This is a genomic window from Profundibacter sp. (assembly GCF_056498605.1).
This window is the reverse complement of sequence record NZ_JBSMEZ010000098.1, coordinates 1-25,131: the sequence shown is the minus strand read 5'-3', so window position 1 is coordinate 25,131 and position 25,131 is coordinate 1. Positions and strand designations below refer to the sequence as shown.

Here is a 25,131-nt window from a genome sequence, read left to right as displayed (position 1 = left end):
ACCGGCCCTTTTTGTACCGTTGGCGAATGCTCATAACAATACAGCAGTTTCTCAACTTTTTCAGACCTAATACCCGCGAAACAATACGACTTTGGTAAGTTGTTGGTTGTCCCCGTCCGCCTTAAAATCGTGATGCCTGCCCGATCAATAATTGGGTCTTGTTCCACAAATGAAGGAAACCATCATGTTGCTGCTAAGAAACCGTTCCCGTCTATTTCTTCTTCTGATCACATTGTTTGCCAGCCCTTCTTTAGGGCTCGCGCAGGCTGGACAAACACGAACCTGCACTATCGCTACAGCAAGCAGTGCCGGAAAATATCGCACCAATGTGGTGACACAATGCCACGTAAACACACGTAACGGGACCACGCAGTTTATCGTAAATGGAAAGACGAAGGAGCGCAGTTATTCTGCTAAACGCCCCTTAACAACGGCCCACCTAAAAGCCGCAAGGCGTTGGCTGCAAAAGCTTCGGATGGACACACGGAACAACCCAAGACAGTTTGATATCCACGCTTTTTTGACACAAGCATCACAAGCAACCTCGGGCTTTGTTCTGGTTCGTAAAGTCAAGGGGCGTACAGCGCTGAATATTGTCTATATTACCAACGGAGTTTACCGATCTGTCGATCTGAAAGCCACCAGTCTAAGAGCCCGCCCTCAAGGTTTAATGACCACCGGTAAGCGGTTCTAAACCCGACATCCACATCCAACAAAAAAAGCCGCGCAAAACCTGCGCGGCCTTTTCAAATTCTAAACCTGAAAGGCTGATCTACTTGATCTTGCCTTCTTTGTACTCGACGTGCTTGCGCACAACCGGGTCGTATTTGTTCACAACCATTTTCTCGGTCATGGTGCGGGCATTCTTTTTGGTCACGTAGAAGTGGCCAGTGCCCGCTGTCGAGTTCAGGCGGATCTTGATTGTGGTTGGCTTCGCCATGTTAATGCTCCTAAAGCGGGGGGCGGATTTCGCCCAATCAATCTACAAGTCCCGCCTTTTAGCGCCCCTGTGCCCCGAGTCAACCGCAATCCCGCGAAATAAGCACAAGCACGCTGTTTGTTGGAACCTTTTTCATTCACCGACCAAGGATCAGCCCTACAGTCACGTCATAGATATAAGCAACCAACAACAGGATGCATAAAATGACACATAATCGCATGGCTCACATCATTACGCTGACATTTCTAATGGCGATTCCTGCGGCCTGTCACCCGCAGGCCGGTCCAACAACCCCCTCTGTTGGCACGGAAACCAGAAACCTGAAGGCCACACCCGTTATCGGTGAACCAGGGGGCGTTGTTCTGAAGGGGCCGTGGACATTTGAAAGAGAGATTGAGAACTGCACCTACCAACACCCCGACTGGCGCGCATTTTACTGGCTCCGGATTTCATGGGGCGATGGCGCCGTCAGTGATTTGCACAGTGGTCCATATGGGGAACGTTGCGTCGATATTAAACGGCACACCTATTCAAAGCCGGGGCGGTATCATATCACGGTCGAGATCAGCGGCTTGGGGCCAGCAGACGGGCCGTTGCCAATTTATGACGGGCAAACCAGTGTGACGGTTCCCTAATGATATGCGCGGATGGCCTATAAGCCGGATTTTGTATCCGTCAGGTTCCCCTGACGAATGATGACCATTCCTCGGCGCCTGCTGTTACCAACTGGCTCTAGCTGCCAACCCGAACCTTCAGGGCCAAAACGACCCTGGGCGCGAGCGCCCGCGAGGTTCCTATTTGGCATTGCTCCCGGTGGGGCTTGCCGTGCCGCTGCTGTTGCCAGCCGCGCGGTGGGCTCTTACCCCACCGTTTCACCCTTACCTGTGCATGCACAGGCGGTCTGTTTTCTGTGGCGCTTTCCCTCGGGTTTCCCCGGCCTGGCATTACCCGGCACCGTCGTTTTGTGGAGTCCGGACTTTCCTCGCTTACCTAGGTAAACGCGGCCATCCAGCCATCCGCGCATGGGTGATTTAGGAGGTTAACAGCGGTTGGTCAACGGGGAAGCGGGTGGCAAGGTCAATTGCCATCGCCAAATCCACCTGATCCGGCGGACCGGACACGCCTGACAGCCATGGCCGATATCGCAAACGGAACGCAGCCAGCAGGGTTTCATCGTCACAATCTGCGGTCATCCCAAGGGCCCGCAACGTTTCCACTATTCCGGAATTGTGGGCCTGTTTAGAATCGGCATTTGGCCAGATAGACAGCCCTGATCGTGCCAAACGATACCAGTCAAACCGCGCGCCCGGGTCCACCTTACGCCCTGGTGCCATATCGGAGTGGCCGATAATACGTTCGGGAAGGATCGCCCAGCGGCGTATGATGCCTGCCAGCAACTCTTCCAACGCTGCCATTTGTGGTTCTGGAAACGGGGCAAATCCGGTGTTGGCCAACTCGATCCCGATCGAGCGCGAGTTCACATCCGTAACAGCCCCCCAGCGGCCCGCGCCAGCATGCCATGCCCGCTGCGCTTCATCCACCAGAGAAAACACCTCGCCCGCTTCCGAAATCAGGTAATGCGCCGACACCTCGTGATCGGTCGAACACAGCCGCTCACATGCCGCCGTAGCGCTCTGCATTGCGGTATAATGCAACACCACCATATCGGGCAGCGCCCCATCGCGGCGCGCCCCGAAATTAGGCGACGGGTGCGGGGTGATGATCACCCCCGCCCCTCTAGTTGCCGGCTTTGGCGTTGCGAAACGGTTGTGGATCCCATGAGCAGGCGAAACCGTCGCCATCAGGGTCCAGACCATTGCGGTCCTTTTGCGGTCCGCCCTTTTTCAGGAACTCGGCCTGCGCCAAATCGGGTGACGGGTATTTCAGGCAGTTTTTGATAAACCGCGAATTGGCAAACACCTTGGAGCGCCGATATAGCGCCTCACCAACGCGATTGGTTGTCGATAAAGCAAACTCGACCACGCTGGCCCCGCGCCCGCTGCCTGTCGGCACCGCCGTTGGCTGTATCTGGACATATTGTGCGCGCTGCTGTTCCAGCCTCTCGCGGTCGCTTTCAATCGATTCACGGCCCGAAACGGCACCAAAATCCTGCTCGTCCGAAATGCTTACGTTATTGCTGGTGGCCACAGGCGCGGTTTCTTGCGTGACCGGTTGCGTTGTTGTTGTAACCGTTTCGTCAGACAAAGCATTGGCCGGTGGCGCAGTTTGCCCCTGCAACTCGGCCTCGCGCGCCGCTTGCTGTTGCGCATAACTGGAATAACCGCCAAATCCGACACCGCCGCCGGAATCAGGCACCTTTGGATCACAAGCCCCAAGGGCCAGCACCATTATGGCTGGAACATATAACCGCATCGAATAACCCTCTTCCTTTTTAATCTTCACGCTGACTACCACCATTTTAACGGTTTGGAAACAAAACCGGCAGCACGCTCAAGCGCATAGGCAACATTCAGCAAATCGCCTTCTTCCCACGGGCGACCAATCAGTTGCAGCCCCAAGGGCAAGCCCTGTTTGTCCAGCCCTGCCGGAACCGAGATGCCGGGTAGACCGGCAAGGTTCACCGTGACGGTGAACACATCGTTCAAATACATCTGCACCGGATCGGCATCGGCCATTTCACCCAGACCGAACGCAGCCGATGGTGTGGCCGGTGTCAGGATCGCGTTAATGCCCGCCTCGAACACTTGTTCAAAGTCGCGCTTGATCAGGGTGCGCACCTTGCGCGCACGGTTATAGTAGGCATCATAGAACCCTGCCGATAGCACATAAGTGCCAACCATCACACGGCGCTGCACCTCGTGGCCAAAGCCTTCAGCGCGGGTTTTTTCGTACATATCGTCAATGCCATCCCCTGCCGCCAGTTTGGCACGATGGCCGTAACGCACGCCGTCATAACAGGCGAGGTTGCTGGACGCCTCGGCGGGCGCAATCACATAATAGGCAGGCAGCGCGTATTTGGTATGCGGCAGGGTGATATCGACAATCTCGGCCCCTGCGTCTTTCAGCATGGCGGTGCCATCAGCCCAGAGTTTTTCAATCTCGTCCGGCATGCCGTCCATGCGGTATTCCTTTGGAATCCCTATCTTTTTACCTTTGATGTCGCCTGTTAGTGCAGCTTCAAAATTAGGCACCGCCAGATCGGCGCTGGTCGAATCCTTGGCGTCATGGCCTGCCATCGCCTCAAGCATGATCGCCGCATCGCGCACGGATTTCGTCATCGGGCCAGCCTGATCCAGGGACGAGGCAAACGCCACCACCCCCCAGCGCGAACAGCGTCCATAGGTCGGTTTAATGCCTGTAATGCCGACAAATGCGGCGGGCTGACGGATCGATCCACCGGTATCGGTGCCCGTTGCGCCAAGGCACAAATCAGCGGCCACGGCAGCGGCAGAGCCACCGGAGGACCCACCCGGTGTCAGCTTTGAGTCATCATTGCCACGGCGCCACGGGTTGACCACATCGCCATAGGTCGAGGTTTCGTTCGATGAGCCCATAGCGAACTCGTCCATGTTCAGTTTGCCCAGCATGACAGCACCGGAATCCCAAAGTTGCTGGGTGATCGTGCTTTCATATTCCGGTTTGAAGCCTTCCAGAATGGCGGACCCTGCTTGTGATAAAACGCCTTTGGTGCAGAACAGATCCTTGATGCCCAGCGGAATGCCACACATTGCGGGGGCATCACCGGATTTAAGCCGCGCATCGGCGGCTATGGCCTGATCACGGGATATTTCAGGGGTGTTATGAACGAAGGCATTCAGAGCGTTTGCGCCCTCAATCGCCGTCAGGCAGCTTTCGGTCAGTTCCAGCGCGGTGATATCGCCCGCCTTTAGGCGGTCGCGGGCCTCCGCAATGGTCAGGGTGTTCAGATCGGTCATATCGGCTACTCCACCACTTTGGGCACGGCAAAGAACCCTTCGCGGGCGTCCGGCGCATTGGCCAGGATTTTTTCCTGCTGATAACCGTCTGTCACCACATCGTCGCGGCGTTTCAGGCGGGCGGGTGTGACGGATGTCATTGGTTCGACACCATCAACATCGACTTCGTTCAACTGCTCGATAAAGCCAAGGATGGCGTTGAATTCCTCGGCAAGAGCTGGCAGCGCATCGTCCGCGACCCTGATACGGGCCAGATGCGCCACGCGGGCGGCGGTTTCCTTGTCTATCGACATCTGTCGTCTCCGGTTTATCTGTTTGGAATTGCTTTAGCGGTGTGCGGCGCGGGTCGCAAGGCTGTGGTTGATCACATCGCTGGATTTTATAGCAGTGTTGAAGCCTCCGGCGGGGATATTTAGGGAACAAAAATGATCAGGGGCGACGCTTTTGGAAGAAGGATTTGAGCAGCGCCTCGGATTCAGTGGCGTTGATGCCATCGTATATTTCCGGCACGTGGTGCGCTTGCGGATGAGTGAAAATGCGCGGGCCTTGGGCGATGCCACCGGATTTTGGATCAGACGCGCCGTAGTAGAGGCGATTGATGCGGGCGGCAGAGATAGCCATTGCGCACATCGGGCAAGGTTCCAACGTCACGTAAAGGTCGTATCCTGCCAGACGTTCCGAACCAATGGCGGCGCAGGCGGCGCGGATGGCGAGGATTTCGGCATGCGCGGTCGGGTCACTCAACTCGCGGGTACGGTTGCCGGCACGGGCGATGATTTCACCATCTGGGGCCATGATCACCGCGCCCACGGGGACTTCGCCGCGCGATCCGGCTGCGCAAGCCTCATCAAGGGCGGCGTCCATATGGCTGGTGAATTCACTCATGGGGGCAGGTTTGCCCTGTGTTGCCGATTTTGCCAAGCTGCTTTTCATTTTCGGATGTGCGCGTTAAGGCAGGGCATGGAAAATGAAACACCAAAAGTCGCCCCGAAAACTGGCGAACGTATCGCCAAAGTGATGGCCCGCGCGGGGCTTGCATCGCGGCGCGAGGCCGAGCGGATGATTGCGGCGGGCCGTGTTAGCGTCAATGGCAAGCTGATTGACAGCCCTGCCCTGAATGTCACCCCTGCCGACAAAATTGTGGTCGATGGCGCGGAAGTGGGCGAGCCGGAAGTGGCACGGCTGTGGCTGTACCACAAGCCGATCGGTTTGGTGACGACAGAGCGCGACGAGAAGGGCCGCGATACAGTGTTTGCCAACCTGCCCAAGGATTTGCCCCGTGTGGTCAGCGTTGGGCGGCTCGATATCAATTCAGAAGGCTTATTGCTGCTGACCAACGATGGTGGCGTGAAACGCAAGCTGGAGTTGCCCGCCACCGGCTGGATGCGCAAATACCGCGTGCGGGTGAACGGCCGCCCGAATGACAAGGCGCTAGAGCCATTGCGCAAGGGGGTGACCGTGGATGGAGAGCGGTTTCAGCCCTTTGATGTGATCATTGACCGCCAACAAGGGGCGAATGCGTGGCTGACGGTTTCCTTGCGCGAGGGCAAGAACCGCGAGATCAGGCGGGCGTTAGGCGAGGTTGGCCTGAAAGTGAACCGATTGATCCGCGTAAGCTATGGTCCGTTCCGGCTGGGCGAGGTAAAGGCGGGCGAGGTTGAGGAAATCAAGCAACGCGTGTTGCGCGACCAACTGGGGATGAAGGCGGGTCCAAGTCAGAAACCCAAACCAAAGCCAAAGCGGCGGCGCAAATAAGGCCGTTTGCAAAGCCACCCCATGCCGGTATGTATCGTTAACCGTATTTATGTAGCTAAAGGCGCCCGACATGACTGATCTTTTTACAATTGAAAACGCTGGTAACCTGATGGTGCTGATTTTTCTTCAGGCCGTGCTGGGGTTCGATAACCTGCTGTATATCAGCATCGAGAGCAAACGCGCCCCCCTCGATACGCAAAAATCAGTGCGGTTCTGGGGCATCATCATTGCCGTCGCGCTGCGGGTCGTGCTGCTGTTTGTGATGATCAAACTGATCGCCGCGATGTCCGAGCCATTCTATGTTTTTGACTATCCCGGCATCATCGAAGGTGGCGTCAACTTTGCCACCTCAGTATTTATCGTCGGCGGCGTGTTCATTATGTATACGGCGTTCAAGGAGATCACCCATATGCTGTCGGTTGAACATCTGGGCACTAGTATGGGTGACAAAAACGCCAAATCAGCCACGCAAGTGGTGCTGCTGATCGTGTTCATGAACCTAATCTTCAGCTTTGATTCCGTTTTGTCGGCCCTGGCGATCACCAAAGTATTCGCAGTACTGGCCACGGCCATCGTGATTTCGGGCATCGCCATGCTGGCGCTGGCCGATACTGTCGCCGTTTTTCTGGAAAAGAACCGCATGTACGAGGTTCTGGGCCTGTTCATCCTGCTGATTGTTGGGGTTGTTTTGCTGGGCGAGGCCGGCCCTGCTGCGGCACATGCAATGCATGACGACAGTTTGCAGATCAAAATCTTTGGTCAGGCGCTGCTGCCAATGTCGAAAACCACGTTCTATTTCTCGATTGTGGTGTTGGTGATGGTCGAGGTGATCCAGTCAGGATATGCCAAGAAACTGGATACCGAACGCAAGGTGGATTACAAAGACTAGCGACGTTTGGTTAGGCTGGTATGGCGGCTGCAAATAGCCTATAGATGTCAAAATACTAGGGGGGATTTATGTCTGGAAGCGGGCTTCAAAAACTGTCGTTTACATTGCTGGTCGGGCTGATCTTTTACGTCTCGATGTTCGGTGGCGTATAGTGGCAAAGCGGTTTGGTGGAAAATTTAGCCCCGATGGCAGCACTGATCGCGGCGGTAAGCCCGAAAACATTCCGGCAAGTGTTGGCGCGGTTTGGCGGACCAATGTCCTGTTTTTTGCCCCCCTGCCGTTGATATTTCGCGCCTTTTTCAAAAACCCCGAAGGCATGGCCATAACCTTGCTGGCCTTTGGTGTGCTGATCTTGGCCGCTTGGCTAACCCGCGACGGGGTCAAGGCACACAGGGCATATGACGCACGGCGTGTGGCGCGCCGCCCTGCCATCCCGCGCAAAATATTCGGGTCCGTCCTGACGGGGATCGGGCTGTTTATTGCAGGTTACGCTGCCGGTGGATTGTTCAATTCACTGATATTCGGGTTTCTCGGCGTGGTTTTACACGGCTTTGCCTTTGGTCCCGACCCGATGCGCGGCAAGGGGATGGAGGGAATCGACACCTTCCAGACCGAGCGCGTTGCCCGTGTGGTGGATGAGGCCGAGAAGCATCTGGCCGCCATGTCAGACGCCATTGTGCGGGCTGGTGATCGCAAGATCGAGGGCCGCGTCGCGCAGTTCCAGACCACCGTGCGCGACATGTTTCGCACAGTCGAGGAAGACCCGCGCGACCTGACTGCGGCCCGCAAATATCTAAGCGTCTATTTGCTGGGAGCGCGTGATGCGACGGTGAAATTCGCCGATCTTTACGCCCGCACCAAAGACAAAAAGGTGCGCGATGATTACGAGGCACTGTTGACTGATCTTGAGGATAACTTTGCCGCCCGAACCGAAAAGCTGCTATTGGATGACCGCAGCGACCTGGATATTGAAATAGAAGTGCTGCGCGAACGCTTGCAGCGCGATGGTATACACTTAAGGAGTTAAGTAACGATGACCGAGACAACCCGCCAAAAGGCCGAACAGTCGCTTAAAGTGATCGAAGAGGTCACGGCCGTGGTCCTGCCCGAGCCTGTGGCCGAAATCGTGCCGCTAAAAGAAGCACCAAAACCTGTGGCGGCTGAAATCAAGAAACGCATGGCCGAGATCGACATGGGCAACACCAATTCGATCATCGCGTTCGGGTCCGCCGCACAGGAAGAACTGCGCGAGATTTCACAAGCTATGCTGGTGGATGTACGCAATAAGGATGTCGGGCCTGCTGGCGATAGTTTGCGCAATATGGTCACCACCATTCGCGGGTTTTCCGTGTCTGAACTGGACGTTAGGCGCAAACTTTCATGGTGGGAAAAGCTGCTGGGGCGCACCGCACCCTTTGCCAAATTCCTGTCGCGGTTTGAAAAGGTTCAGGGCCAGCTGGATATGGTCACCAATGATCTGTTGGGCCATGAACACAAGCTGTTGAAAGACATCAAATCGCTGGATGTGCTTTATGAAAAGACGCTGGATTTCTATGACGAACTGGCGCTGTATATTGCTGCGGGCGAAGAAAAACTAAAGCAACTGGATGAGAAAACCATTCCCGCCAAGGCCGCCAAAGTCGACAAGGCGCCCGAAGGCAAACAGGTTATGCAAGCCCAAGAACTGCGCGATCTGCGGGCCGCACGGGATGATCTGGAACGCCGCGTGCACGATCTGAAACTGACCCGTCAGGTCACAATGCAATCGCTGCCTTCAATCCGGCTGGTGCAGGAAAACGACAAATCTCTGGTCGCCAAGATCAATTCGACCTTGGTCAACACCGTGCCGCTGTGGGAAACCCAACTGGCCCAGGCCGTGACGATCCAGCGTTCAGCCGAGGCCGCAGGTGCCGTGCGGGCCGCCAATGATCTGACCAACGAACTGTTGACTGCCAACGCCAAGAACCTGCGCACCGCCAACAAAACCGTGCGCGAGGAAATGGAGCGCGGTGTGTTTGACATCGAAGCGGTGAAAACCGCCAACGCCGAACTGATTGCCACGATCGAGGACAGCTTGCGCATCGCGGACGCGGGCAAGGCCAAACGCGCCGCTGCCGAAGTCGAACTGAAGCAGATGGAGGCCGAGTTGAAAACCACGCTTGCCTCGGCCAAGGCCCGTGGCGACAAGGTGGGTGACACCGCTGGTGGCGCGTTGTCAGACGAATAAGGGCAGGATCAGTAGGTAATGGCGAATATGCGCAAACGATTGATGGCACTTGTGTCGACCATTGTGATCACACTGGCCGGGTGCGAAGCACCGCCGCCAACACCCTCGCCAGTGCCTCCCCCCCCTATCGCACGGCCCACGCCCCCCAAACCCGTGGCGGCCCCGCAATCCGAAGTCAGCCGCAAAATGTCGGATCATCTATCCCGATTGCAGGCCGATCTGTTGGTGCAAGGGTTGTTGCGGGTTGATGGTGGCGGGCCAGACGTTCCGTTTTCCAAACGCAATCTGGTGGATAATTTTATCCGCGTTGCCCTGTTTGACGAATACACCACCACGAACGGGCGGCTGGTGGCTAAAGCAACCGAAAGTCGCTTGCGCCGGTGGGAACAACCGATCCGGATGAAGATCGAATTTGGCCCGTCCGTCCCCTTGGCCCAACGCACCAAGGACCGTGCCAAAATTGGCGCTTATGTCAAACGGCTGTCACGTATTACCGGCGTTCCTATCCGGCTGACCAACGGGCTGGCCAACTACAATGTGTTGATCCTGAACGAAGACGAACGCCGTGCGGCCGCACCCAGATTGCGAAAACTGGCACCGGGCATTGGCGATATTTCTGTGCGCGCCGTAACAGATATGCCCCGATCAACCCTATGTCTGGTCTTTGCTTTCTCCAACGACACAAAAACATCGACATACGCCAAAGCGATTGCCGTCATTCGCGGCGAACACCCCGATCTTTTGCGCCTGTCGTGTATCCACGAAGAACTGGCGCAGGGGCTTGGCCTTGCCAATGACAGCCCCAACGCCCGCCCCTCAATATTCAACGACGACGAGGAATTCGGCCTGCTAACACGACATGACGAGCTGTTATTGCGAATACTCTATGATCGCCGCCTGCACGCCGGTATGACCCCGCGCGAAGCACGGCCAATCGTCGAGACAATCGTTGATGAATTATTGGGGGGCGCAACATGACCTCTGTATTAAAAGGAACACAAACATGGGTGTTCTAGGTTTTCCACAGATAGGGAATTGCCATGATCAGTGACCTGCTAAAGCCGGAAGCATTTGATTTTGTTGCAAAGTTTTTCCTCGCTGGTTACATCGTTATCATAATCAGATCACTTTATGTGGTAGGTGAGCGCCCCAAAGCTACGCAAGTTGTCGCCGAAGCCGTTATTTTAAGTCTTATCAATCAGCTAATTTTTCAAAGCCTAAGCCAAATTTTTGTTTGGATCATTCCATCTCAGTATTATCAATGGATGTGGGCGCGGTTGCCATTCTATTTAGAAGTTGTATTTCTGCCACTGATCTGGGGCTTGATTATCGGCATCAATCTATCGAAAGGATGGAAAAATTCCATTCTACGGCGACTTTCTATGCCAATTGTCAACCCCATTCAGAGGGCGCATGACTTTGCTTTCGGACATGATCGAGAGCCTTGTTTTGTGATCGTAACATTCGAGGATGGAACAGTGGTTCGCGGCTATTTTGGTCAAGAATCTTTGGCTGCAAGTGATCCAAACCGTAGCGATTTATATTTAGAACGCCTATATATGGTAGATAAGGGTGATCAATGGATCGAAACCAATCCAAGCAGGTCCGCTTTGTTAAGCCTGAATGATGTCCGCTCAGTCGAGTTTCTGGATCAACTTACAAATGATGATGTCCAAAAAGGAGAAACGAATGCCTAAATCGGAACGAACACTATTGATTGATGGTTATCAAGCCAAACCACGCCCTGCAACTAGCCAGCGAGGCTATCAGGCAACGGGAAAACCCACGTCATCACCACAAACGACTCCTCCAAAATTACCAAACACGCCTTCGGCAGTGCAAAAACCTTCAAAATAACAGGGCTAAATAAATGGGTATTCTTGATTTTCTAACCGGCGAATTTATCGACGTGATCCACTGGGTCGACGACAGTCGCGACACAATGGTCTGGCGGTTCGAGCGCGAAGACCACGAGATCAAATACGGTGCCAAACTGACCGTGCGCGAGGGGCAAGCCGCTGTGTTTATCCACGAGGGCCAGATGGCCGATGTGTTCACCCCCGGCCTGTATATGCTGGAAACCAACAACATGCCGATCCTGACAACCCTGCAACACTGGGATCACGGCTTCAAATCGCCGTTCAAATCGGAAATCTACTATGTCAACACCACGCGTTTTTCCAACCTGAAATGGGGCACCAAGAACCCGATCATCTGCCGCGATCCCGAATTCGGACCGGTGCGCATCCGCGCCTATGGCACCTATACGATCAAGGTGACGGACCCAGCCCGATTCCTGACAGAAATCGTCGGCACCGATGGTGAATTCACCATGGATGAAATCAGCTACCAGATCCGCAACATCATCGTGCAGGAATTCTCCCGCGTGATTGCCAGCAGCGGTATTCCGGTGCTGGATATGGCCGCCAATACGTCCGATTTGGGAAAATTGGTTGCTACCCAGATATCCGGCACCCTAGAGCAATACGGGCTAACGATGCCGGAACTTTACATCGAAAACATCTCGCTGCCGCCCGCAGTAGAAGAGGCATTAGACAAACGCACATCCATGGGAATGGCCGGTGATCTGGGTCGTTTCACCCAGTATTCCGCTGCCGAAGCCATGACCGCCGCTGCGCGCAACCCGAATGGTGGGGGCGGTATGGGGGCTGGCCTAGGCATGGGGATGGGCATGGCGATGGCCCAAACAATGCAAAACCAAATGGCCACGCAAACCGGCCCTTGGGGCGCTGCCCCGCAACCGGCAGCCACCGCTCCGCCGCCGCCTCCAGCACCAAGCGTCGAAAAAGTCTGGCATGTTGCCGATGGCACCCAGACCAAGGGGCCGTATTCACGCGCCGATATGGGCCGGATGCTGATGGACGGATCATTAACCCGCGAAACATTCGTTTGGGCGGCAGGTCAAGACGGCTGGAAAACCGCCGAGGACATTGACGAGTTGGCCACGCTGTTCACGATCATGCCACCCCCACCGCCGGGGACGTAAAACCGATGGCCAATGCGCCCGATCCCTATCAGGTGCCCACAGTCACCGGAGAACATCGCTTCCCCTGTGACCAATGCGGTGCCGATCTGCGGTTTGCCCCCGAAAAGGGTATGCTGGTTTGCGACTTTTGTGGTAACGAGCAATCAATTGAGGGCGACGGAAGCCATCATCACCCGATCCGCGAGCTGGACTTTAGCGCCGCACTGGATGCCCGCCTGCCCGATGTCGAGATCGAGGAAACCCGCGTTGTGCAATGCCCGAACTGCGGGGCACGGTTTGAATTTGATCCCGCCATCCATGCTTCCGAATGCCCGTTTTGCGCCACCCCAGTAGTGGCTGATACCGGCAGCCAAAGACAGATCAAACCCAAAGCCGTTTTGCCCTTCGCACTAGATGAACGGTCATCACGCAAGGCACTTGGCAATTGGCTGGGCAGCCTGTGGTTTGCCCCGAACGGTGTAAAGCAATACGCGCGTAAGGGACGGAAGTTGCAGGGTATTTATGTGCCCTACTGGACCTATGACGCCGACACCAAAAGCCGCTATTCCGGCCAACGCGGCACGGTGTATTACGAAACCCGCACCGTAACGCGGGATGGCAAACGGGTGCAACAACGGGTGCAAAAAATCCGCTGGCGTTCGGTCTCCGGCCGTGTGGCGCGTTTTTTTGACGATGTGCTTGTGTTGGCCTCGAAATCCTTGCCCAAACGGTTCACCGACGCCCTTGGCCCGTGGGATTTATCCGAACTTGAACCCTATCGCCCCGAATATCTGGCCGGATTTCGCGCCGAAGGATACACCGTTGAGCTGGCCGATGGCTATCAGGAGGCCCGCGCCGTTATGGACCGGATGATCCAGCGCGACGTGAAATTCGACATTGGCGGTGATCGCCAAAGGATCAGCAACATCGACACCGCCATCAGCGACGTGACCTTCAAACATATCCTGCTGCCGGTGTGGCTGGCGGCCTATATATACCGCGGTAAAACCTTTCGGTTTGTGGTCAACGGGCGCACGGGAATGGTGCAGGGACAACGGCCCTATTCAGCGTGGAAAATCACATTTGCGGTGATAACCGTTGCCATCATCGCAGGTGTCATCGGCTATTTAATTGCCAGCAACCAGTAAGGATACATCATGCCGAAAATCCTGTGTTGCGGCGAATCCCTGATCGATATGCTGCCCAATGATGGCGGATTTACCCCCGTGACTGGCGGTGCGGTTTTCAACACCGCGATCGCCTTGGGGCGGCTTGGCGCGCCTGTCGGGTTTTTCAGCGGGTTATCGTCGGATTTCTTTGGCGATATGCTGCGCGATAGTTTGCAGGCCAGTGGCGTGGACAGCCGTTTTGCCATCACCAGCAATCGGCCATGCACATTGGCCTTTGTGCGGCTGGTGGACGGGCAAGCGCAATACGCCTTTTACGATGAGGGCACCGCCGGACGAATGCTGGACACGGGCGATACCCCCGCCCTGCCCGACACGGTTCAAGCGTTGTTTTTTGGCGGTATTTCATTGGTGGCCGAACCCTGCGCCACCGCATACGAGGCCTTGATGACCCGCGAGGCCCCTGCCCGCATCACCATGATTGACCCGAATATTCGCGCCGATTTTATCACCGATGAAACCACTTATCGCGCCCGCATTGAACGGGTGCTGGCGCTGGCCGATATTATCAAACTGTCGGATGAGGATCTGCATTGGCTGCGCGGCGCAGGTGATTTGGCCGAATTGGCGCATGGGTTCCTTGGCGCTGGCGCAAGGCTTGTTCTGATCACCGAAGGCGCAAAAGGGGCTACGGCCTACACCTCCAATCACAAGGTATTTGTGCCCGCAACAAAGGCTGATGTGGTCGATACCGTTGGGGCTGGTGATACGTTTAACGCAGGGATATTGGCGGCGTTGCATCAGCTGGATATGCTGACAAAAACGGCACTGGACACCATCAGTGAAGCCGCGCTAACCACCGCCCTGACCCACGCCACCCGTGGAGCAGCCATTACGGTATCACGCAGCGGCGCTAACCCGCCATGGGCCAAGGAACTGGCATGAGGGCACTGATCCAGCGCGTGAGCAAAACGTCGGTTACGATAGACGGCGAGATGATTGGCGAAATCGGTGCGGGTCTGTTGATATTGGTCTGCGCCATGCAAGGCGATACCACGGCAAACGCCGACGCTTTGGCTGCGAAAATCAGCAAGCTGCGCATTTTTCCCGATGGGGATGGCAAGATGAACCGCTCGGTGCTGGACATTGGCGGGGCGGCGCTGGTGGTCAGCCAATTTACATTGGCCGCTGATACCTCACGTGGCAACCGGCCCGGGTTTTCCGCCGCCGCTTCCCCTGACGAGGGCCGTGCCCTATATGAGCATTTCGCCGATCAGATACGCGGGCACGGCATAAACACCGCCACAGGCCGCTTTGGGGCGGATATGGCGGTGCGTCTGGTCAACGATGGGCCGGTGACGATCTGGATGGATATGTGAGCGCCTTAACAGCGCCGCGAAACCACCATGACCCAGACATACCCGTGGGTATATGCATTACCCGCAAGAGCAACACCAAGACCGTAGTGTTTCACACCACGTCCCAACAACATTATTTTGCGGTGACCAGGCGATTCCATCCAGTTTTGAACGGTATCGAGTGAATCCGTTTGGCCAACTGCAATATTTTCCGCAACCAAACCACCGTAGCAGCGCTGCCGACTAAGCCGGCGCTTGGAGGTGGAGCCATCCTTGCCTCTGTGCGAAAAATAGCCTTGAACCGCCATATCGCAAGCATGGGCTTGGGCTGCGGCTTGTAATCTTGGATCGAAAGCAAGCGGTTTTCGCCCGTTTTGTGCGCGAATATCGTTTGTCAGTTGCAACGCTTTTGCCGCGATTTCAGATGCATTTCCCGGAAGTGCACAAGTTGCAGCATTTGCATTTGCGCCCGCAAGAAATATGGTCGCCGCCATCACTATGGCGAACATATAATATTTTTTCATAATGTATTATTGCCTGTATTTATTAGTGGTACCTGATTGTAACCAGCTTGTTCTAAAATTTCTATGGGAATATTGCGTCCTGACTGCAGTGCCAGATTGGGCGGCCAAAACTGCCACAGGCCGCTTTGGGGCGGATATGGCGGTGCATCTGGTCAACGATGGGCCGGTGACGATCTGGATGGATATGTGAACGGCTAACAGCCGCGTGCAACCACCAAGACCCACAAATAACCGTGCGTATAAGCCTTGCCAGCATTCGCAATGCCTATTCCATATTGGTTTGCGCCACGGCCCATCAGAACATTCTTGCGGTGCCCGGGCGAGGACATCCAACCGTTCATCAAATCCTGCGGGCTGGTCTGCCCAACCGCGATATTTTCCGCGACCAGACCGGCAAGACACCCTTGCTGCTGCACGCGACGCTTTGGTTTAGATCCGTTTTGCCCCCGATGCGAAAAATAACCCTTTACAGACATATCGCAAGCGTGTGCCTGTGCGGCGGCCTGTAGACGCGAATTAACGCCTAAGGATTTGCGCCCGCTTTTTGATCGCTCATTGTTGATTAACTGCCCCGCCAAAGCGGCCATTTCCGAAGCGTTTGCCGGCACAGCACACCGTGCAGCGTTCGCTCCAGAACCGACTATTGCGAAACATACAGCAATCAATACAGCACCGAGATGTAATAATTTCATAGCGTTTCCCCTTACTTGAAATTTTATTCTTTCTGCATAGCACAAATAATAAAAATGGCGAAACGACAAAAAACATCAAATAAAACAAAGGTATATAGATGTCGATAAAATCAGGATTTCTTTACAAACTCTGTCAAAATCACAATATGCTGGCCGTTCACACGCCCCTCGATGTGCCCCTCATTGTCCTGCACCAGCGATATATTACGCACCGCGGTGCCCCGCTTGGCGGTGAACCCCGCACCTTTGACGTTCAGATCCTTAATCAGCGTCACAGTATCCCCCGCCGCTAGAACCGCACCGTTTGTATCCCGATGGATCAGATTGGTTTCATCATCATCCGCCGCCAACCCTGCCTCGGCCCATGTCAGGTTTTCCGGCTCCAGATAGGCGATATCCAGTAAATCGCGCGCCCAGACTTCGGTATTCAGGCGGGTCAGTAAACGGTAGGCGATGACCTGTGCTGCCGCATCCGTGCTCCAGATCGCATCAGTCAGGCATTTCCAGTGGGGGGCGTCCACAATGGCACCCTCGACGCCGGCGCGGCAGGTGGCACATAGGGTTACGGTCTGGTCATCCTGCGGTGGCACGCCAATCGCGGCCAGATCAGTGTCGCTGCCACATAGGGCACAATTGCTTGCAAGTTCCGCCATTTGTTTGCCTTTTCGTTTTTGCATTTGGCCACGGTCTGGAACAAACTGTGCCATGCGTCAACAGGTGAAAGGCACTTACGGCTTGGTGATGTTGGCATCGGCAATAAAATCCATGCCCTGCCGGATGTCCGATGCAATGGCGGCGGCAAAATTATCCCTGTCACCACATGCCAGCGCCGATAACGCCATGCGATGGTAATCATGGGCGATCCCGCTGGCCCCGAACAAAGTGCAGACCATACGCATGCTGGGCGCGTATTGCAGCCAAAGGGATTCAACCAGACGCAGGATCACAGGCGAATTCGCCCGCTCGTATATGTGAAAATGAAAGGCGTAGTTGCCATGCACATAGGCATGGGTGTCATTGGTTTCGATCGCGCGATCGAGTTTTGCGTCGATTTCACCAAGCACCGCCAGATCTGCCGCATCGAAATTCGCAAACGCACGATACGCCAGTTCGCGTTCCAGACTGACCCGCGCAAACCTGATGTCACGGATGCGCTGTTTGTCCAGTTCAGGCACCACAATGGTGCGGCTGTCTTTGAATACCAGTATACCCTCGGCCACCAACCCGCGCAGGGCATCGCGTGCCGGAATGACGCTGATATCGTGTTCTTCGGCAATCCGGCGGATGGAAATCGCCTGCCCCGGTTCAAACCCGCCATCGAACAGGGACCGGCGCAAACGGCGCTGCAAATCATCAGCTTTTGTGTTGGGTTTGTATTGTCCAGAATTCCCGACGACCGACATTTTTTCCCTATCTAAATTCGTGGTCGCCCACAGATTTCAACGAATCGCTTGAGTAAAACGCGCATCCATATTAGCGTTAACGTGTTATAACACACGAGCGCTCGCAAGACGAGAGCCGATCCAACGGGAGAACTACAGATGCGTAAGAACCGGATGCCGATTAGTCGTCGGGCCATGCTAGCGGGCGCTGGCGCCGTCGGCCTGACCCTGAACATGCCCAAAGGCGCGTTTGCCGCTGGTGGCAAACTGAACTTTTATAACTGGGACACCTATATTGGCGAAACCACGATTGAGGATTTCACCAAAGAAACCGGCATTGATGTGCAATACGATCTGTTTGCCGACAATGACGAGCTGTTCGCCAAGCTGCGCAACGGCAATCCGGGGTATGATCTGATTGTACCGACAAACGACTTTGTCGAACGGTTTCTAACCGCCGATCTGCTGGTGCCACTAGACCATTCCAAAATCCCGAATATGAAAAACCTTGACCCAGGCTTTGCCAATCCGGCGCATGATCCAGGTCGCAAATATACCATGCCGTATTTCTGGGGCACCATCGGCATTGGCTATCGCATTTCCAAGGTCAGCAAAGTGCCTGACAGCTGGGCCGACATTTATACATCTGACGAATACGCCAGCTCCATCGCGTTTCTTGGCGAAGCCTCGACCGTATTGCAGATGGCGATGAAACTGATGGGCAAATCGCTGAATGACTGGACCGACGAAAACATCGCCGCCGCAGAAGCAATGGTTCTGGCCCAGAAATCACGTATCACCGCATTCGCCCCTGACAACGGTCAGGACCTGTTGTTGGCTGGCGAAGTCGATCTGGCGATGGAATGGAACGGCGACATCCTGCAAGCGATGGATGAGGATGACGACATCGGTTATGTCGTGCCAAAAGAAGGCGGGCTGGTCTGGGAAGATGACCTGTGCATTCCCAAGGGCGGGCCAAACCCTGAAGCAGCCCACGCCATGATCAATTTCTTGCTGGATGACAAAGTGGGCGCCGCCAACGCCGATTACGTTTATTACGCCACGCCGAATGCCGCCGCGCGCAAGCTTCTTGGCCCGGAATATAACGAAAATGCAGCCATCTTCCCGTCCGAGGAAACGCTCGCCAAATCCGAGGTCTCGATCTACCCCGGTCAGGAAGTGATCTCCAAAATTGATGCCGCTTGGACACGCATCAAGGCTGCGGGTTAATCAAACTCTAGGGGCGCGCCACTTGTGCGCCCCTGTTGCCATTCTGGGGGCCAATGGAAAGTTTTCGCAAAAACACGCGCGTCTTCATGGCGTTTTTCGGCCCGACGGCCGGATGGCTGGTGCTGTTCTTTTTCGTACCTCTGGCGATCATCTGGGTCTACAGCTTTGGCGAAAACATATCCCTAACCGAAATTAAAACCACATGGACGCTGGACAACTACAAGCGCCTGTTTGAACCCGAAATCATCAGCCTGTTCTGGCGCTCGCTTTGGTTGTCTGTCATTTCCACCGCAATCTGCATCATGATCGCCTACCCCGTGGCAATGGTGATCGCCACCGCATCGGCCAAGGCCAAACCGTGGCTGTTGCTGGTGATTATCCTGCCGTTCTGGACCAACCTGTTGATCCGCACCTATGCGTTGCTGAATATCCTTGGCACGCGCGGGCGTTTGAATGATCTGCTGGAATGGTTCTGGAACATTGGCGACGGGGCGCTCGCGATGATCGGGTTGGGGGGCTATGCCCTGTTGGGCGAGGCATTTGAGCCTATTAAATTTCTGGGCAACCCCAGTGGTGTGATGATCGGGCTGGTTTACGTCTATCTGCCGTTCGCGGTGCTGCCTATCTATTCCTCGCTGGAACGGATGGATCGTAACCTGCTCGAGGCCAGCCTTGATCTGGGCGCCAGCCAATGGCGCACGTTTCGATCAATCCTAATACCGCTTTCAATCGCCGGTATTTCAACCGCCGCCATCATCACCTTCATTCCAATGCTGGGTTCCTTCCTGATCCCGAACCTTTTGGGCCGTGGCCAAGTCGACATGATCGCCAATGTGATTGAACGTCAGTTCAAATCCGCCAATGACTGGCCGTTCGGATCAGCCCTGTCACTGTTCCTGCTTTATATCACCTTCATCATTCTGGCTGTGCAAGCCTTTGCCAGCATGCGTAAAGGGGGCAATAAAGATGGCTAAAAAACGCCGCGACCGCGCAGGCCCGTTTGAATATTCGCGCAAGCTGTCACTGCGCATCAGCTTTTTGATGGCATCGATCTTCCTATACGCGCCGATCATCGTGCTGATCGTGTTTTCCTTTAACAACTCGCGCCGTGGCGGCAATGTGATCTGGAAGGGCTTCACCACCAAATATTACGGCAAAGCGTTCAATAACGATTCCCTGATCGAAGCCTTCACCAACACGCTGGCCATCGCCTTTATATCCACTATTTTTGCCGTGCTGCTGGGCGCAATGACCGCCGTGGTATTATGGCGCTTTCGATTCCCGTTCAAACCGGTGTTCGAGGGTATGGTCGCGATGCCCATCGTCATCCCTGAAATCTGTATGGGGGTCAGCCTTGCGGTGTTTTTCTCCAGCTTTGGCCTATACGTGCCGCCGGAATCACCGTTTCCGCTGAATCTAACCAACATTATCCTTGCCCATATCACCTTTTCATTCCCGTTCGCGGCGATGATCATCCGCACCCGCCTATCCAACTTCAACCGCGAGATGGAAGAAGCCGCCAAAGACCTTGGCGCGACCGAATTTCAGGTGTTCCGCGATATCCTGATCCCGCATATGAAACCGGGGCTGATTGCAGGCGCGTTGCTAGCCTTCACCCTGTCGCTGGATGACTTTGTGATCACCTTTTTCACCTCGGGGCCAAACACCGTGACCTTCCCCGTCAAAGTCTATTCCATGGTGCGCTTTTCGGTGACGCCGGAAATCAACGCGGCATCCACCATCCTGATCCTGATCACGCTGCTTGTCACAGCACTTGCCATGCGGTTCCAAAGTTTTGAAGAGGGCGACAAATGAGCGAACAACCCATCATTTCCGTGCGCAATGTCACCAAACGGTTTGGCAGTTTTACCGCGCTTGAGGACATATCGTTCGATATCCGCCCCGGTGAGATTTTCGCCCTGCTAGGCCCGTCGGGCTGTGGTAAATCCACCCTGTTGCGGATCATCGCAGGGCTGGAAACCGCGACCGAGGGCGATGTGATCATTGGCGGTCAGGACATGACCGATGTGCCCGCCAACAAACGCCCCGTGAACATGGTGTTCCAGTCCTACGCCGTGTTTCCGCATATGACCGTGGCACAGAATGTGGCCTACGGGCTAAAGCTGGAACGCCTGCCAAAGGCCGAGATTGCGACGAAGGTGGAAGAGGCACTGGAGCAGGTGCATCTGGCAGAATTCAGCCACCGGATGCCGGATCAATTGTCAGGCGGGCAGCGCCAGCGGGTCGCACTGGCGCGTGCGTTGGTGAAACGGCCGCGCGTTTTATTGCTGGATGAACCGCTGTCGGCGCTGGACGCCAAATTGCGCGACGCGATGCGGCTGGAATTGGTGAAGCTGCAAGATACCGTTGGCGTCAGTTTTGTCATGGTGACGCATGACCAATCCGAAGCAATGGCAATGGCCGACCGCATCGCGGTTCTAAAGGACGGCAAGCTGCGCCAACTCGACAGTCCGACAAACCTGTATCTGAACCCTTGCGATCAATTCGTCGCCGACTTTATTGGCCGGATCAACATGTTTGATGTGACCAGCCACAGCCAGTCCGGCGATAACGTTACCCTGCAAACCGCAATCCTTGACCCTGTCACCCTGCCCGCGTCCGCCCTGCCCGGCAGCCGCGAGCCTCTTGCCTTGGCGGTGCGCCCCGAGCGGGTAAAGGTCAGCGCAAAACGCCCGCCCAAAGGCACTTGCGTTCACGGTCAACTGGGCGATATCGCGTTTCAGGGCGACAGTTCCATCGTCGAGATCATACTGCCAGGGGGTGGCGCGATCACCGCACTGGCAAGCGAAGCAAAAGCCGAAAAGCTGATGGAATTGGAAATGGGCAGCGAGATTTGCGCCTATTGGCAGCCCGAAGACATGCTGCTGCTGCCCGCCAACGCGACCTGACCCGAACAAGAATTCTGACACCTTAATCAAACGAGATCAAAATGACCCTACTGCACAATATGCCCACCGCGGACCTACAAAAACTGGATGCAGCACACCACGTTCACCCGTTCACCGACAATGCAGATCTGGCCGCCAAAGGCACCCGCGTAATCACCAGCGCCAAGGGGGTGTTTTTGCGTGACAGCGACGGCATTGACCTGCTGGATGGTATGGCTGGCCTGTGGTGCACCAACATCGGATACGGCCGCAATGAGCTGGCCGATGCAGCCCACGCGCAGATGTTGCAACTGCCCTATTACAACACGTTCTTTCAGACCGCCCACCCGCCGGTGATTGCCCTGTCGGCAAAGCTGGCGCAACTGGCACCGGGTGACTTGAACCATGTGTTCTACGCCTCGGGCGGGTCCGAGGCCAACGACACCAACATCCGCCTTGTGCGCCACTATTGGGCCACCAAAGGCAAGCCCGACAAAAAGGTGATCATCTCGCGCCATAACGCCTATCACGGGTCTACCATGGGCGGGGCGAGCCTTGGCGGGATGAGCGCCATGCACGCCCAAGGTGGCCTGCCGATCCCTGACATTGCGTTCATTGATCAACCGTTCTGGTATGGCGAAGGTGGCGACATGTCGCCCGAGGATTTTGGACTGGAACGCGCCCGCCAGCTTGAGGCCAAGATTGCCGAGCTGGGCGAAGACAAGGTTGCCGCCTTTATTGCGGAGCCTGTTCAGGGCGCTGGCGGTGTGATCATCCCGCCGTCCACCTACTGGCCCGAAATCCAGCGGATTTGCGACGCCCACGATATCCTGCTGATCGCCGACGAGGTGATCTGCGGTTTTGGGCGGACCGGCAACTGGTTTGGCTCGGAAACTTACGGCATCCGTCCTGATATCATGACCATCGCCAAGGGGCTGTCCTCGGGCTACGCTCCCATCGGTGGCTCGCTGCTAACGGACGAGGTGGCCGACGTGATCGCCAATGGCGGCGATTTCAACCACGGCTATACCTACTCGGGCCACCCTGTCGCCTGTGCCGTGGCAATGGAAAACCTGCGCATTTTGGAAGACGAACATGTTGTGGAGCAGGTGCGCGATGTGACCGGCCCCTATCTGGCGCAAAAATGGGCGCAATTGGCAGATCATGAGCTGGTGGGCGAAGCGGTCAGCGTTGGAATGATGGCCAGCCTTGCCATGACGCCTGACAAGGCCGCCCGCGCACCCTTTGCCGCCGATAAGGGCACCGCGGGCCTGCGTTGCCGTGACCGTTGCTTTGCCAACGGGCTGATCATGCGCCATGTCGGCGACCGGATGATCATCGCGCCGCCGATTGTGATCAGCAAGGGCGAGATTGACCAGTTGGTTGAACGCGCATCCATCGCATTGGACGAAACACTGGCCGGTCTGAAACAGGACGGACTGATGACCTGATGACTGCGGCTGGATAGATAAGATAGGGGCGCACTGCATAGATTAGTGCAGTGCGGTCCAGGCTGGGCGCTGGTTTGGCCGTCATCCGCTGCGCTGTGGTTGGCAGTTTGCAGACCAACCCCATGCCGCCGGAGCCTGACTTGTCCTGCCAGCCGGGTTGCCCTGATGCTTGCCTTACATCGTTCAACCAGCAAGCAAGGCTTCCTGCACAGCCTGATCCCATCCGAGATAATACACATCCCCATCCTTGATCACTGGACGGGCCATCAGTTTGGGTTTGGCGGCAAGTTGCGCTTCCAGCTCTGAATGCTTCAGCCAATCGGTCAACCCCCGCCAGTCATTCGTCGTTCGATCCACCAGCCGATCCCCAAACTCCGCAATCAAAACAGCTAATTCTGCCTCGTCCAAAGGCTGGTCCCGAACATCGCGGAAACCGACATCCTTGCCCGCTGCCTCCAGCGCCCCGCGGGCATTCTTGCAAATCGCACAGGTATTCAGTCCGTAGATAATCATGACGCAATCTCCTTTGGCGCTGACCTGCAATTTCCCCCATCGGGGGCTCTAGCGCAAGCTCAACAATCCCACCTCAAAGGTTGGGCGTATTCTGAGTGCCAATATTAATATTCGTGCATCACGCGGAAAGAATAGAGGTTGGTTGGTCGCAGAACCGCGCGACGTATTGCCCAGACACGCCGTGGCATGGTGCCTGAAAGCTTGTGGATGAATTTTAAGCCACCTGTCGCCCTGCATGATTACAGCCACCTTGGCGACAGTTACCGCCAGCGCGAACGCATCAAATGCAAGAAAACCCGCTGGGCTGCAAGGATCGGGAAAATGAACCGGCAAGAGCGGTTGGCGATCATGGATGTTTTGACCTGTGGGGAACCGCAATAAACGATCACGATTTGATGGCACAAGAGTTTTGGGGTCCACATCATGATACTTGCCAAAACTGACTTATGGCGCGCCGTTTTTTAGCTTAGCTTGTTCTCTTGAAACTTGCTCAACATACTTTTGAATTTGCTTCTTTACCGGGCTATCGTTATGGGGCTCCTGAAAGATGTATTCATCCAAATATAATTCATGAAGATCGCGGGCGTTTGACCAAAATCTATCGGGAATTTCGGGAAACCGATCAAATATGTCGAGCAGCCCGTTGATTATGCCGATTAATATTAAAACTCCAGCCGCATAGGACATAACCCTTTTTGTAAGACCAGGCACTACTCGTTCAATAGCCACCACATCATCCTTCGAAAACTCGCCCACCCCAAAAGCTGTCTCGAACATTTCCTTGAGGTTCACCAATTGCTCCACGGAAGCTTTGCTACCCGCGATTAGCCGAACCACATCCTCTCCAAATTCAAACAGCCCTCTGGCAACATTAGCGTCAAGATGTCCACAGAAGATGCAGGTTTCGGTTACATGTCCAATGTAGAAATTGGAGTTGAAGGCCGTGATCGTTTTGGAGGCAAACACGGTGTCACAGGCTGGGCAATGGCATGGTATGCGCGGACCTTTGGATGGCTGCCAGCCAAAGGTGTTTGCTGTAGCAGGGTGACCTTGATCGTTCGAAAATTGCGAACTTGTCTTATCAACTCGGACGGTACTATTTGTTGCACGGATTGGCACCTGAGTATCTTGAAATTTGGTGTTACTTATTTCTACTGTTGAATTTTCAATTTTTATACCAGTTTCGAAGCCTGAAATTGCATTGCAGTCAAGCCTTACGTTGCCGCTGTTTTTGATGAATATCCCTGCAGAACCTGATTTGTTTTCCTTCTTG

The 25,131-nt window shown here is 55.3% G+C and carries 31 protein-coding genes and 1 other RNA gene; 19 read left to right on the top strand and 13 right to left on the bottom strand.

Annotated features, from left to right (window positions below; translation table 11 throughout):
- Positions 1-184: 184 nt before the first annotated feature.
- Complete coding sequence (locus ACWB12_RS10150; protein WP_479529964.1) at positions 185-694, top strand: hypothetical protein; 510 nt, start codon at positions 185-187, stop codon at positions 692-694.
- A gap of 78 nt (positions 695-772) precedes the next feature.
- Here the strand turns inward: ACWB12_RS10150 and rpmG are convergent, their stop codons facing one another.
- Positions 773-940, bottom strand: a complete 168-nt coding sequence (gene rpmG / locus ACWB12_RS10145; RefSeq protein ID WP_009159342.1) for a 50S ribosomal protein L33 — start codon at positions 938-940, stop codon at positions 773-775.
- Between the two features lie 203 nt (positions 941-1,143).
- On the opposite strand from rpmG, the gene ACWB12_RS10140 reads away from it, so the two are divergent.
- Positions 1,144-1,575, top strand: a complete 432-nt coding sequence (locus ACWB12_RS10140; RefSeq protein WP_479529963.1) for a hypothetical protein — start codon at positions 1,144-1,146, stop codon at positions 1,573-1,575.
- Between the two features lie 4 nt (positions 1,576-1,579).
- Here the strand turns inward: ACWB12_RS10140 and rnpB are convergent.
- From rnpB to ACWB12_RS10110, 6 genes are all read right to left on the bottom strand, one after another.
- An RNA gene (gene rnpB / locus ACWB12_RS10135) (RNase P RNA component class A) lies at positions 1,580-1,960 on the bottom strand.
- An 11-nt stretch (positions 1,961-1,971) separates the two neighbouring features.
- The gene (locus tag ACWB12_RS10130; RefSeq protein ID WP_479529973.1) at positions 1,972-2,604 is read right to left on the bottom strand and encodes an N-acetylmuramoyl-L-alanine amidase; all 633 of its coding nucleotides are present in this window, start codon (positions 2,602-2,604) and stop codon (positions 1,972-1,974) included.
- Positions 2,605-2,677: 73 nt separating this feature from the next.
- Positions 2,678-3,343, bottom strand: a complete 666-nt coding sequence (locus tag ACWB12_RS10125; RefSeq protein ID WP_479529962.1) for a hypothetical protein — start codon at positions 3,341-3,343, stop codon at positions 2,678-2,680.
- A 5-nt stretch (positions 3,344-3,348) separates the two neighbouring features.
- On the bottom strand, positions 3,349-4,836 hold the full coding sequence (gene gatA, locus ACWB12_RS10120; protein ID WP_479529961.1) for an Asp-tRNA(Asn)/Glu-tRNA(Gln) amidotransferase subunit GatA: 1,488 nt from the start codon (positions 4,834-4,836) through the stop codon (positions 3,349-3,351).
- Positions 4,837-4,841: 5 nt separating this feature from the next.
- Positions 4,842-5,129 carry an Asp-tRNA(Asn)/Glu-tRNA(Gln) amidotransferase subunit GatC gene (gatC, locus tag ACWB12_RS10115; protein ID WP_479529960.1) on the bottom strand — a complete coding sequence of 96 codons (288 nt, stop codon included), beginning with the start codon at positions 5,127-5,129 and terminating at the stop codon, positions 4,842-4,844.
- A 136-nt stretch (positions 5,130-5,265) separates the two neighbouring features.
- Positions 5,266-5,721, bottom strand: a complete 456-nt coding sequence (locus ACWB12_RS10110) for a nucleoside deaminase (protein ID WP_479529959.1) — start codon at positions 5,719-5,721, stop codon at positions 5,266-5,268.
- A 75-nt stretch (positions 5,722-5,796) separates the two neighbouring features.
- Between ACWB12_RS10110 and ACWB12_RS10105 the strand changes: the two genes are divergently transcribed.
- From ACWB12_RS10105 to dtd, 10 genes are all read left to right on the top strand, one after another.
- Positions 5,797-6,591 carry a pseudouridine synthase gene (locus ACWB12_RS10105; protein ID WP_479529958.1) on the top strand — a complete coding sequence of 265 codons (795 nt, stop codon included), beginning with the start codon at positions 5,797-5,799 and terminating at the stop codon, positions 6,589-6,591.
- 70 nt (positions 6,592-6,661) lie between these two features.
- Positions 6,662-7,480 carry a TerC family protein gene (locus tag ACWB12_RS10100; protein WP_479529957.1) on the top strand — a complete coding sequence of 273 codons (819 nt, stop codon included), beginning with the start codon at positions 6,662-6,664 and terminating at the stop codon, positions 7,478-7,480.
- Between the two features lie 151 nt (positions 7,481-7,631).
- Positions 7,632-8,507 carry a 5-bromo-4-chloroindolyl phosphate hydrolysis family protein gene (locus tag ACWB12_RS10095; protein WP_479529956.1) on the top strand — a complete coding sequence of 292 codons (876 nt, stop codon included), beginning with the start codon at positions 7,632-7,634 and terminating at the stop codon, positions 8,505-8,507.
- 6 nt (positions 8,508-8,513) lie between these two features.
- The gene (locus tag ACWB12_RS10090; RefSeq protein WP_479529955.1) at positions 8,514-9,707 is read left to right on the top strand and encodes a toxic anion resistance protein; all 1,194 of its coding nucleotides are present in this window, start codon (positions 8,514-8,516) and stop codon (positions 9,705-9,707) included.
- Between the two features lie 18 nt (positions 9,708-9,725).
- Positions 9,726-10,685, top strand: a complete 960-nt coding sequence (locus ACWB12_RS10085) for a DUF2927 domain-containing protein (RefSeq protein WP_479529954.1) — start codon at positions 9,726-9,728, stop codon at positions 10,683-10,685.
- Between the two features lie 62 nt (positions 10,686-10,747).
- Positions 10,748-11,404, top strand: coding sequence for a DUF6338 family protein (locus ACWB12_RS10080; RefSeq protein ID WP_479529953.1), 657 nt, complete (start codon positions 10,748-10,750; stop codon positions 11,402-11,404).
- 173 nt (positions 11,405-11,577) lie between these two features.
- On the top strand, positions 11,578-12,714 hold the full coding sequence (locus tag ACWB12_RS10075) for an SPFH domain-containing protein (RefSeq protein ID WP_479529952.1): 1,137 nt from the start codon (positions 11,578-11,580) through the stop codon (positions 12,712-12,714).
- A gap of 5 nt (positions 12,715-12,719) precedes the next feature.
- Positions 12,720-13,841, top strand: a complete 1,122-nt coding sequence (locus ACWB12_RS10070) for a primosomal protein N' (replication factor Y) - superfamily II helicase (protein WP_479529951.1) — start codon at positions 12,720-12,722, stop codon at positions 13,839-13,841.
- Between the two features lie 9 nt (positions 13,842-13,850).
- Positions 13,851-14,765 carry a carbohydrate kinase family protein gene (locus ACWB12_RS10065; protein ID WP_479529950.1) on the top strand — a complete coding sequence of 305 codons (915 nt, stop codon included), beginning with the start codon at positions 13,851-13,853 and terminating at the stop codon, positions 14,763-14,765.
- Positions 14,762-15,199 carry a D-aminoacyl-tRNA deacylase gene (dtd, locus tag ACWB12_RS10060; RefSeq protein WP_479529949.1) on the top strand — a complete coding sequence of 146 codons (438 nt, stop codon included), beginning with the start codon at positions 14,762-14,764 and terminating at the stop codon, positions 15,197-15,199. Before ACWB12_RS10065 ends, dtd begins: the two co-directional genes overlap by 4 nt.
- A gap of 5 nt (positions 15,200-15,204) precedes the next feature.
- On the opposite strand, the gene ACWB12_RS10055 is transcribed toward dtd, so the two are convergent.
- The gene (locus tag ACWB12_RS10055; RefSeq protein ID WP_479529948.1) at positions 15,205-15,702 is read right to left on the bottom strand and encodes a CAP domain-containing protein; all 498 of its coding nucleotides are present in this window, start codon (positions 15,700-15,702) and stop codon (positions 15,205-15,207) included.
- A gap of 1 nt (position 15,703) precedes the next feature.
- Between ACWB12_RS10055 and ACWB12_RS10050 the strand changes: the two genes are divergently transcribed.
- A complete protein-coding gene (locus ACWB12_RS10050; RefSeq protein WP_479529947.1) occupies positions 15,704-15,892 on the top strand; it encodes a D-aminoacyl-tRNA deacylase in 189 nt (62 codons plus the stop codon).
- 4 nt (positions 15,893-15,896) lie between these two features.
- Here the strand turns inward: ACWB12_RS10050 and ACWB12_RS10045 are convergent, their stop codons facing one another.
- From ACWB12_RS10045 to ACWB12_RS10035, 3 genes are all read right to left on the bottom strand, one after another.
- The gene (locus ACWB12_RS10045; RefSeq protein WP_479529946.1) at positions 15,897-16,463 is read right to left on the bottom strand and encodes a CAP domain-containing protein; all 567 of its coding nucleotides are present in this window, start codon (positions 16,461-16,463) and stop codon (positions 15,897-15,899) included.
- Positions 16,464-16,504: 41 nt separating this feature from the next.
- The gene (locus ACWB12_RS10040) at positions 16,505-17,047 is read right to left on the bottom strand and encodes a PhnA domain-containing protein (protein ID WP_479529945.1); all 543 of its coding nucleotides are present in this window, start codon (positions 17,045-17,047) and stop codon (positions 16,505-16,507) included.
- 75 nt (positions 17,048-17,122) lie between these two features.
- Positions 17,123-17,797, bottom strand: coding sequence for a GntR family transcriptional regulator (locus tag ACWB12_RS10035; RefSeq protein WP_479529944.1), 675 nt, complete (start codon positions 17,795-17,797; stop codon positions 17,123-17,125).
- A gap of 138 nt (positions 17,798-17,935) precedes the next feature.
- On the opposite strand from ACWB12_RS10035, the gene ACWB12_RS10030 reads away from it, so the two are divergent.
- The 5 genes from ACWB12_RS10030 to ACWB12_RS10010 are packed head-to-tail and all read left to right on the top strand — an operon-like array spanning position 17,936 to position 23,345.
- Positions 17,936-19,006: an ABC transporter substrate-binding protein gene (locus tag ACWB12_RS10030; protein WP_479529943.1), complete on the top strand. Its 1,071-nt coding sequence runs from the start codon at positions 17,936-17,938 to the stop codon at positions 19,004-19,006.
- 53 nt (positions 19,007-19,059) lie between these two features.
- Positions 19,060-19,980 (top strand): ABC transporter permease, encoded by a 921-nt coding sequence (locus ACWB12_RS10025; protein WP_479529942.1) that lies wholly within the window; start codon positions 19,060-19,062, stop codon positions 19,978-19,980.
- Complete coding sequence (locus tag ACWB12_RS10020) at positions 19,973-20,821, top strand: ABC transporter permease (RefSeq protein WP_479529941.1); 849 nt, start codon at positions 19,973-19,975, stop codon at positions 20,819-20,821. The genes ACWB12_RS10025 and ACWB12_RS10020 overlap by 8 nt, the downstream gene beginning before the upstream one ends.
- Complete coding sequence (locus ACWB12_RS10015; protein WP_479529940.1) at positions 20,818-21,915, top strand: ABC transporter ATP-binding protein; 1,098 nt, start codon at positions 20,818-20,820, stop codon at positions 21,913-21,915. Before ACWB12_RS10020 ends, ACWB12_RS10015 begins: the two co-directional genes overlap by 4 nt.
- A 41-nt stretch (positions 21,916-21,956) precedes the next feature.
- Entirely contained in the window at positions 21,957-23,345 is a 1,389-nt protein-coding gene (locus ACWB12_RS10010) for an aspartate aminotransferase family protein (protein WP_479529939.1), read from the top strand.
- Positions 23,346-23,528: 183 nt separating this feature from the next.
- Here ACWB12_RS10010 and ACWB12_RS10005 read toward each other — a convergent pair whose 3' ends face one another.
- Entirely contained in the window at positions 23,529-23,858 is a 330-nt protein-coding gene (locus tag ACWB12_RS10005) for an arsenate reductase family protein (RefSeq protein ID WP_479529938.1), read from the bottom strand.
- Between the two features lie 207 nt (positions 23,859-24,065).
- Between ACWB12_RS10005 and ACWB12_RS10000 the strand changes: the two genes are divergently transcribed.
- Entirely contained in the window at positions 24,066-24,239 is a 174-nt protein-coding gene (locus ACWB12_RS10000) for a hypothetical protein (RefSeq protein ID WP_479529937.1), read from the top strand.
- A gap of 63 nt (positions 24,240-24,302) precedes the next feature.
- Here the strand turns inward: ACWB12_RS10000 and ACWB12_RS09995 are convergent.
- Positions 24,303-25,131: hypothetical protein (locus ACWB12_RS09995; protein ID WP_479529936.1), on the bottom strand; the 829-nt coding region annotated here is incomplete at its 5' end.

What these genes read in the sequence shown, in the direction of transcription:
- ACWB12_RS10150 (WP_479529964.1), top strand. Translation starts at nt 185, where the DNA reads ATGTTGCTGCTAAGAAACCGTTCCCGTCTATTTCTTCTTCTGATCACA.
- rpmG (WP_009159342.1), bottom strand. Translation starts at nt 940, where the DNA reads ATGGCGAAGCCAACCACAATCAAGATCCGCCTGAACTCGACAGCGGGC.
- ACWB12_RS10140 (WP_479529963.1), top strand. Translation starts at nt 1,144, where the DNA reads ATGACACATAATCGCATGGCTCACATCATTACGCTGACATTTCTAATG.
- ACWB12_RS10130 (WP_479529973.1), bottom strand. Translation starts at nt 2,604, where the DNA reads ATGGTGGTGTTGCATTATACCGCAATGCAGAGCGCTACGGCGGCATGT.
- gatA (WP_479529961.1), bottom strand. Translation starts at nt 4,836, where the DNA reads ATGACCGATCTGAACACCCTGACCATTGCGGAGGCCCGCGACCGCCTA.
- gatC (WP_479529960.1), bottom strand. Translation starts at nt 5,129, where the DNA reads ATGTCGATAGACAAGGAAACCGCCGCCCGCGTGGCGCATCTGGCCCGT.
- ACWB12_RS10110 (WP_479529959.1), bottom strand. Translation starts at nt 5,721, where the DNA reads ATGAGTGAATTCACCAGCCATATGGACGCCGCCCTTGATGAGGCTTGC.
- ACWB12_RS10105 (WP_479529958.1), top strand. Translation starts at nt 5,797, where the DNA reads ATGGAAAATGAAACACCAAAAGTCGCCCCGAAAACTGGCGAACGTATC.
- ACWB12_RS10100 (WP_479529957.1), top strand. Translation starts at nt 6,662, where the DNA reads ATGACTGATCTTTTTACAATTGAAAACGCTGGTAACCTGATGGTGCTG.
- ACWB12_RS10090 (WP_479529955.1), top strand. Translation starts at nt 8,514, where the DNA reads ATGACCGAGACAACCCGCCAAAAGGCCGAACAGTCGCTTAAAGTGATC.
- ACWB12_RS10085 (WP_479529954.1), top strand. Translation starts at nt 9,726, where the DNA reads ATGGCGAATATGCGCAAACGATTGATGGCACTTGTGTCGACCATTGTG.
- ACWB12_RS10080 (WP_479529953.1), top strand. Translation starts at nt 10,748, where the DNA reads ATGATCAGTGACCTGCTAAAGCCGGAAGCATTTGATTTTGTTGCAAAG.
- ACWB12_RS10075 (WP_479529952.1), top strand. Translation starts at nt 11,578, where the DNA reads ATGGGTATTCTTGATTTTCTAACCGGCGAATTTATCGACGTGATCCAC.
- ACWB12_RS10070 (WP_479529951.1), top strand. Translation starts at nt 12,720, where the DNA reads ATGGCCAATGCGCCCGATCCCTATCAGGTGCCCACAGTCACCGGAGAA.
- ACWB12_RS10065 (WP_479529950.1), top strand. Translation starts at nt 13,851, where the DNA reads ATGCCGAAAATCCTGTGTTGCGGCGAATCCCTGATCGATATGCTGCCC.
- dtd (WP_479529949.1), top strand. Translation starts at nt 14,762, where the DNA reads ATGAGGGCACTGATCCAGCGCGTGAGCAAAACGTCGGTTACGATAGAC.
- ACWB12_RS10055 (WP_479529948.1), bottom strand. Translation starts at nt 15,702, where the DNA reads ATGAAAAAATATTATATGTTCGCCATAGTGATGGCGGCGACCATATTT.
- ACWB12_RS10050 (WP_479529947.1), top strand. Translation starts at nt 15,704, where the DNA reads ATGTATTATTGCCTGTATTTATTAGTGGTACCTGATTGTAACCAGCTT.
- ACWB12_RS10040 (WP_479529945.1), bottom strand. Translation starts at nt 17,047, where the DNA reads ATGGCGGAACTTGCAAGCAATTGTGCCCTATGTGGCAGCGACACTGAT.
- ACWB12_RS10035 (WP_479529944.1), bottom strand. Translation starts at nt 17,797, where the DNA reads ATGTCGGTCGTCGGGAATTCTGGACAATACAAACCCAACACAAAAGCT.
- ACWB12_RS10030 (WP_479529943.1), top strand. Translation starts at nt 17,936, where the DNA reads ATGCGTAAGAACCGGATGCCGATTAGTCGTCGGGCCATGCTAGCGGGC.
- ACWB12_RS10025 (WP_479529942.1), top strand. Translation starts at nt 19,060, where the DNA reads ATGGAAAGTTTTCGCAAAAACACGCGCGTCTTCATGGCGTTTTTCGGC.
- ACWB12_RS10020 (WP_479529941.1), top strand. Translation starts at nt 19,973, where the DNA reads ATGGCTAAAAAACGCCGCGACCGCGCAGGCCCGTTTGAATATTCGCGC.
- ACWB12_RS10015 (WP_479529940.1), top strand. Translation starts at nt 20,818, where the DNA reads ATGAGCGAACAACCCATCATTTCCGTGCGCAATGTCACCAAACGGTTT.
- ACWB12_RS10010 (WP_479529939.1), top strand. Translation starts at nt 21,957, where the DNA reads ATGACCCTACTGCACAATATGCCCACCGCGGACCTACAAAAACTGGAT.
- ACWB12_RS10005 (WP_479529938.1), bottom strand. Translation starts at nt 23,858, where the DNA reads ATGATTATCTACGGACTGAATACCTGTGCGATTTGCAAGAATGCCCGC.
- ACWB12_RS10000 (WP_479529937.1), top strand. Translation starts at nt 24,066, where the DNA reads ATGAATTTTAAGCCACCTGTCGCCCTGCATGATTACAGCCACCTTGGC.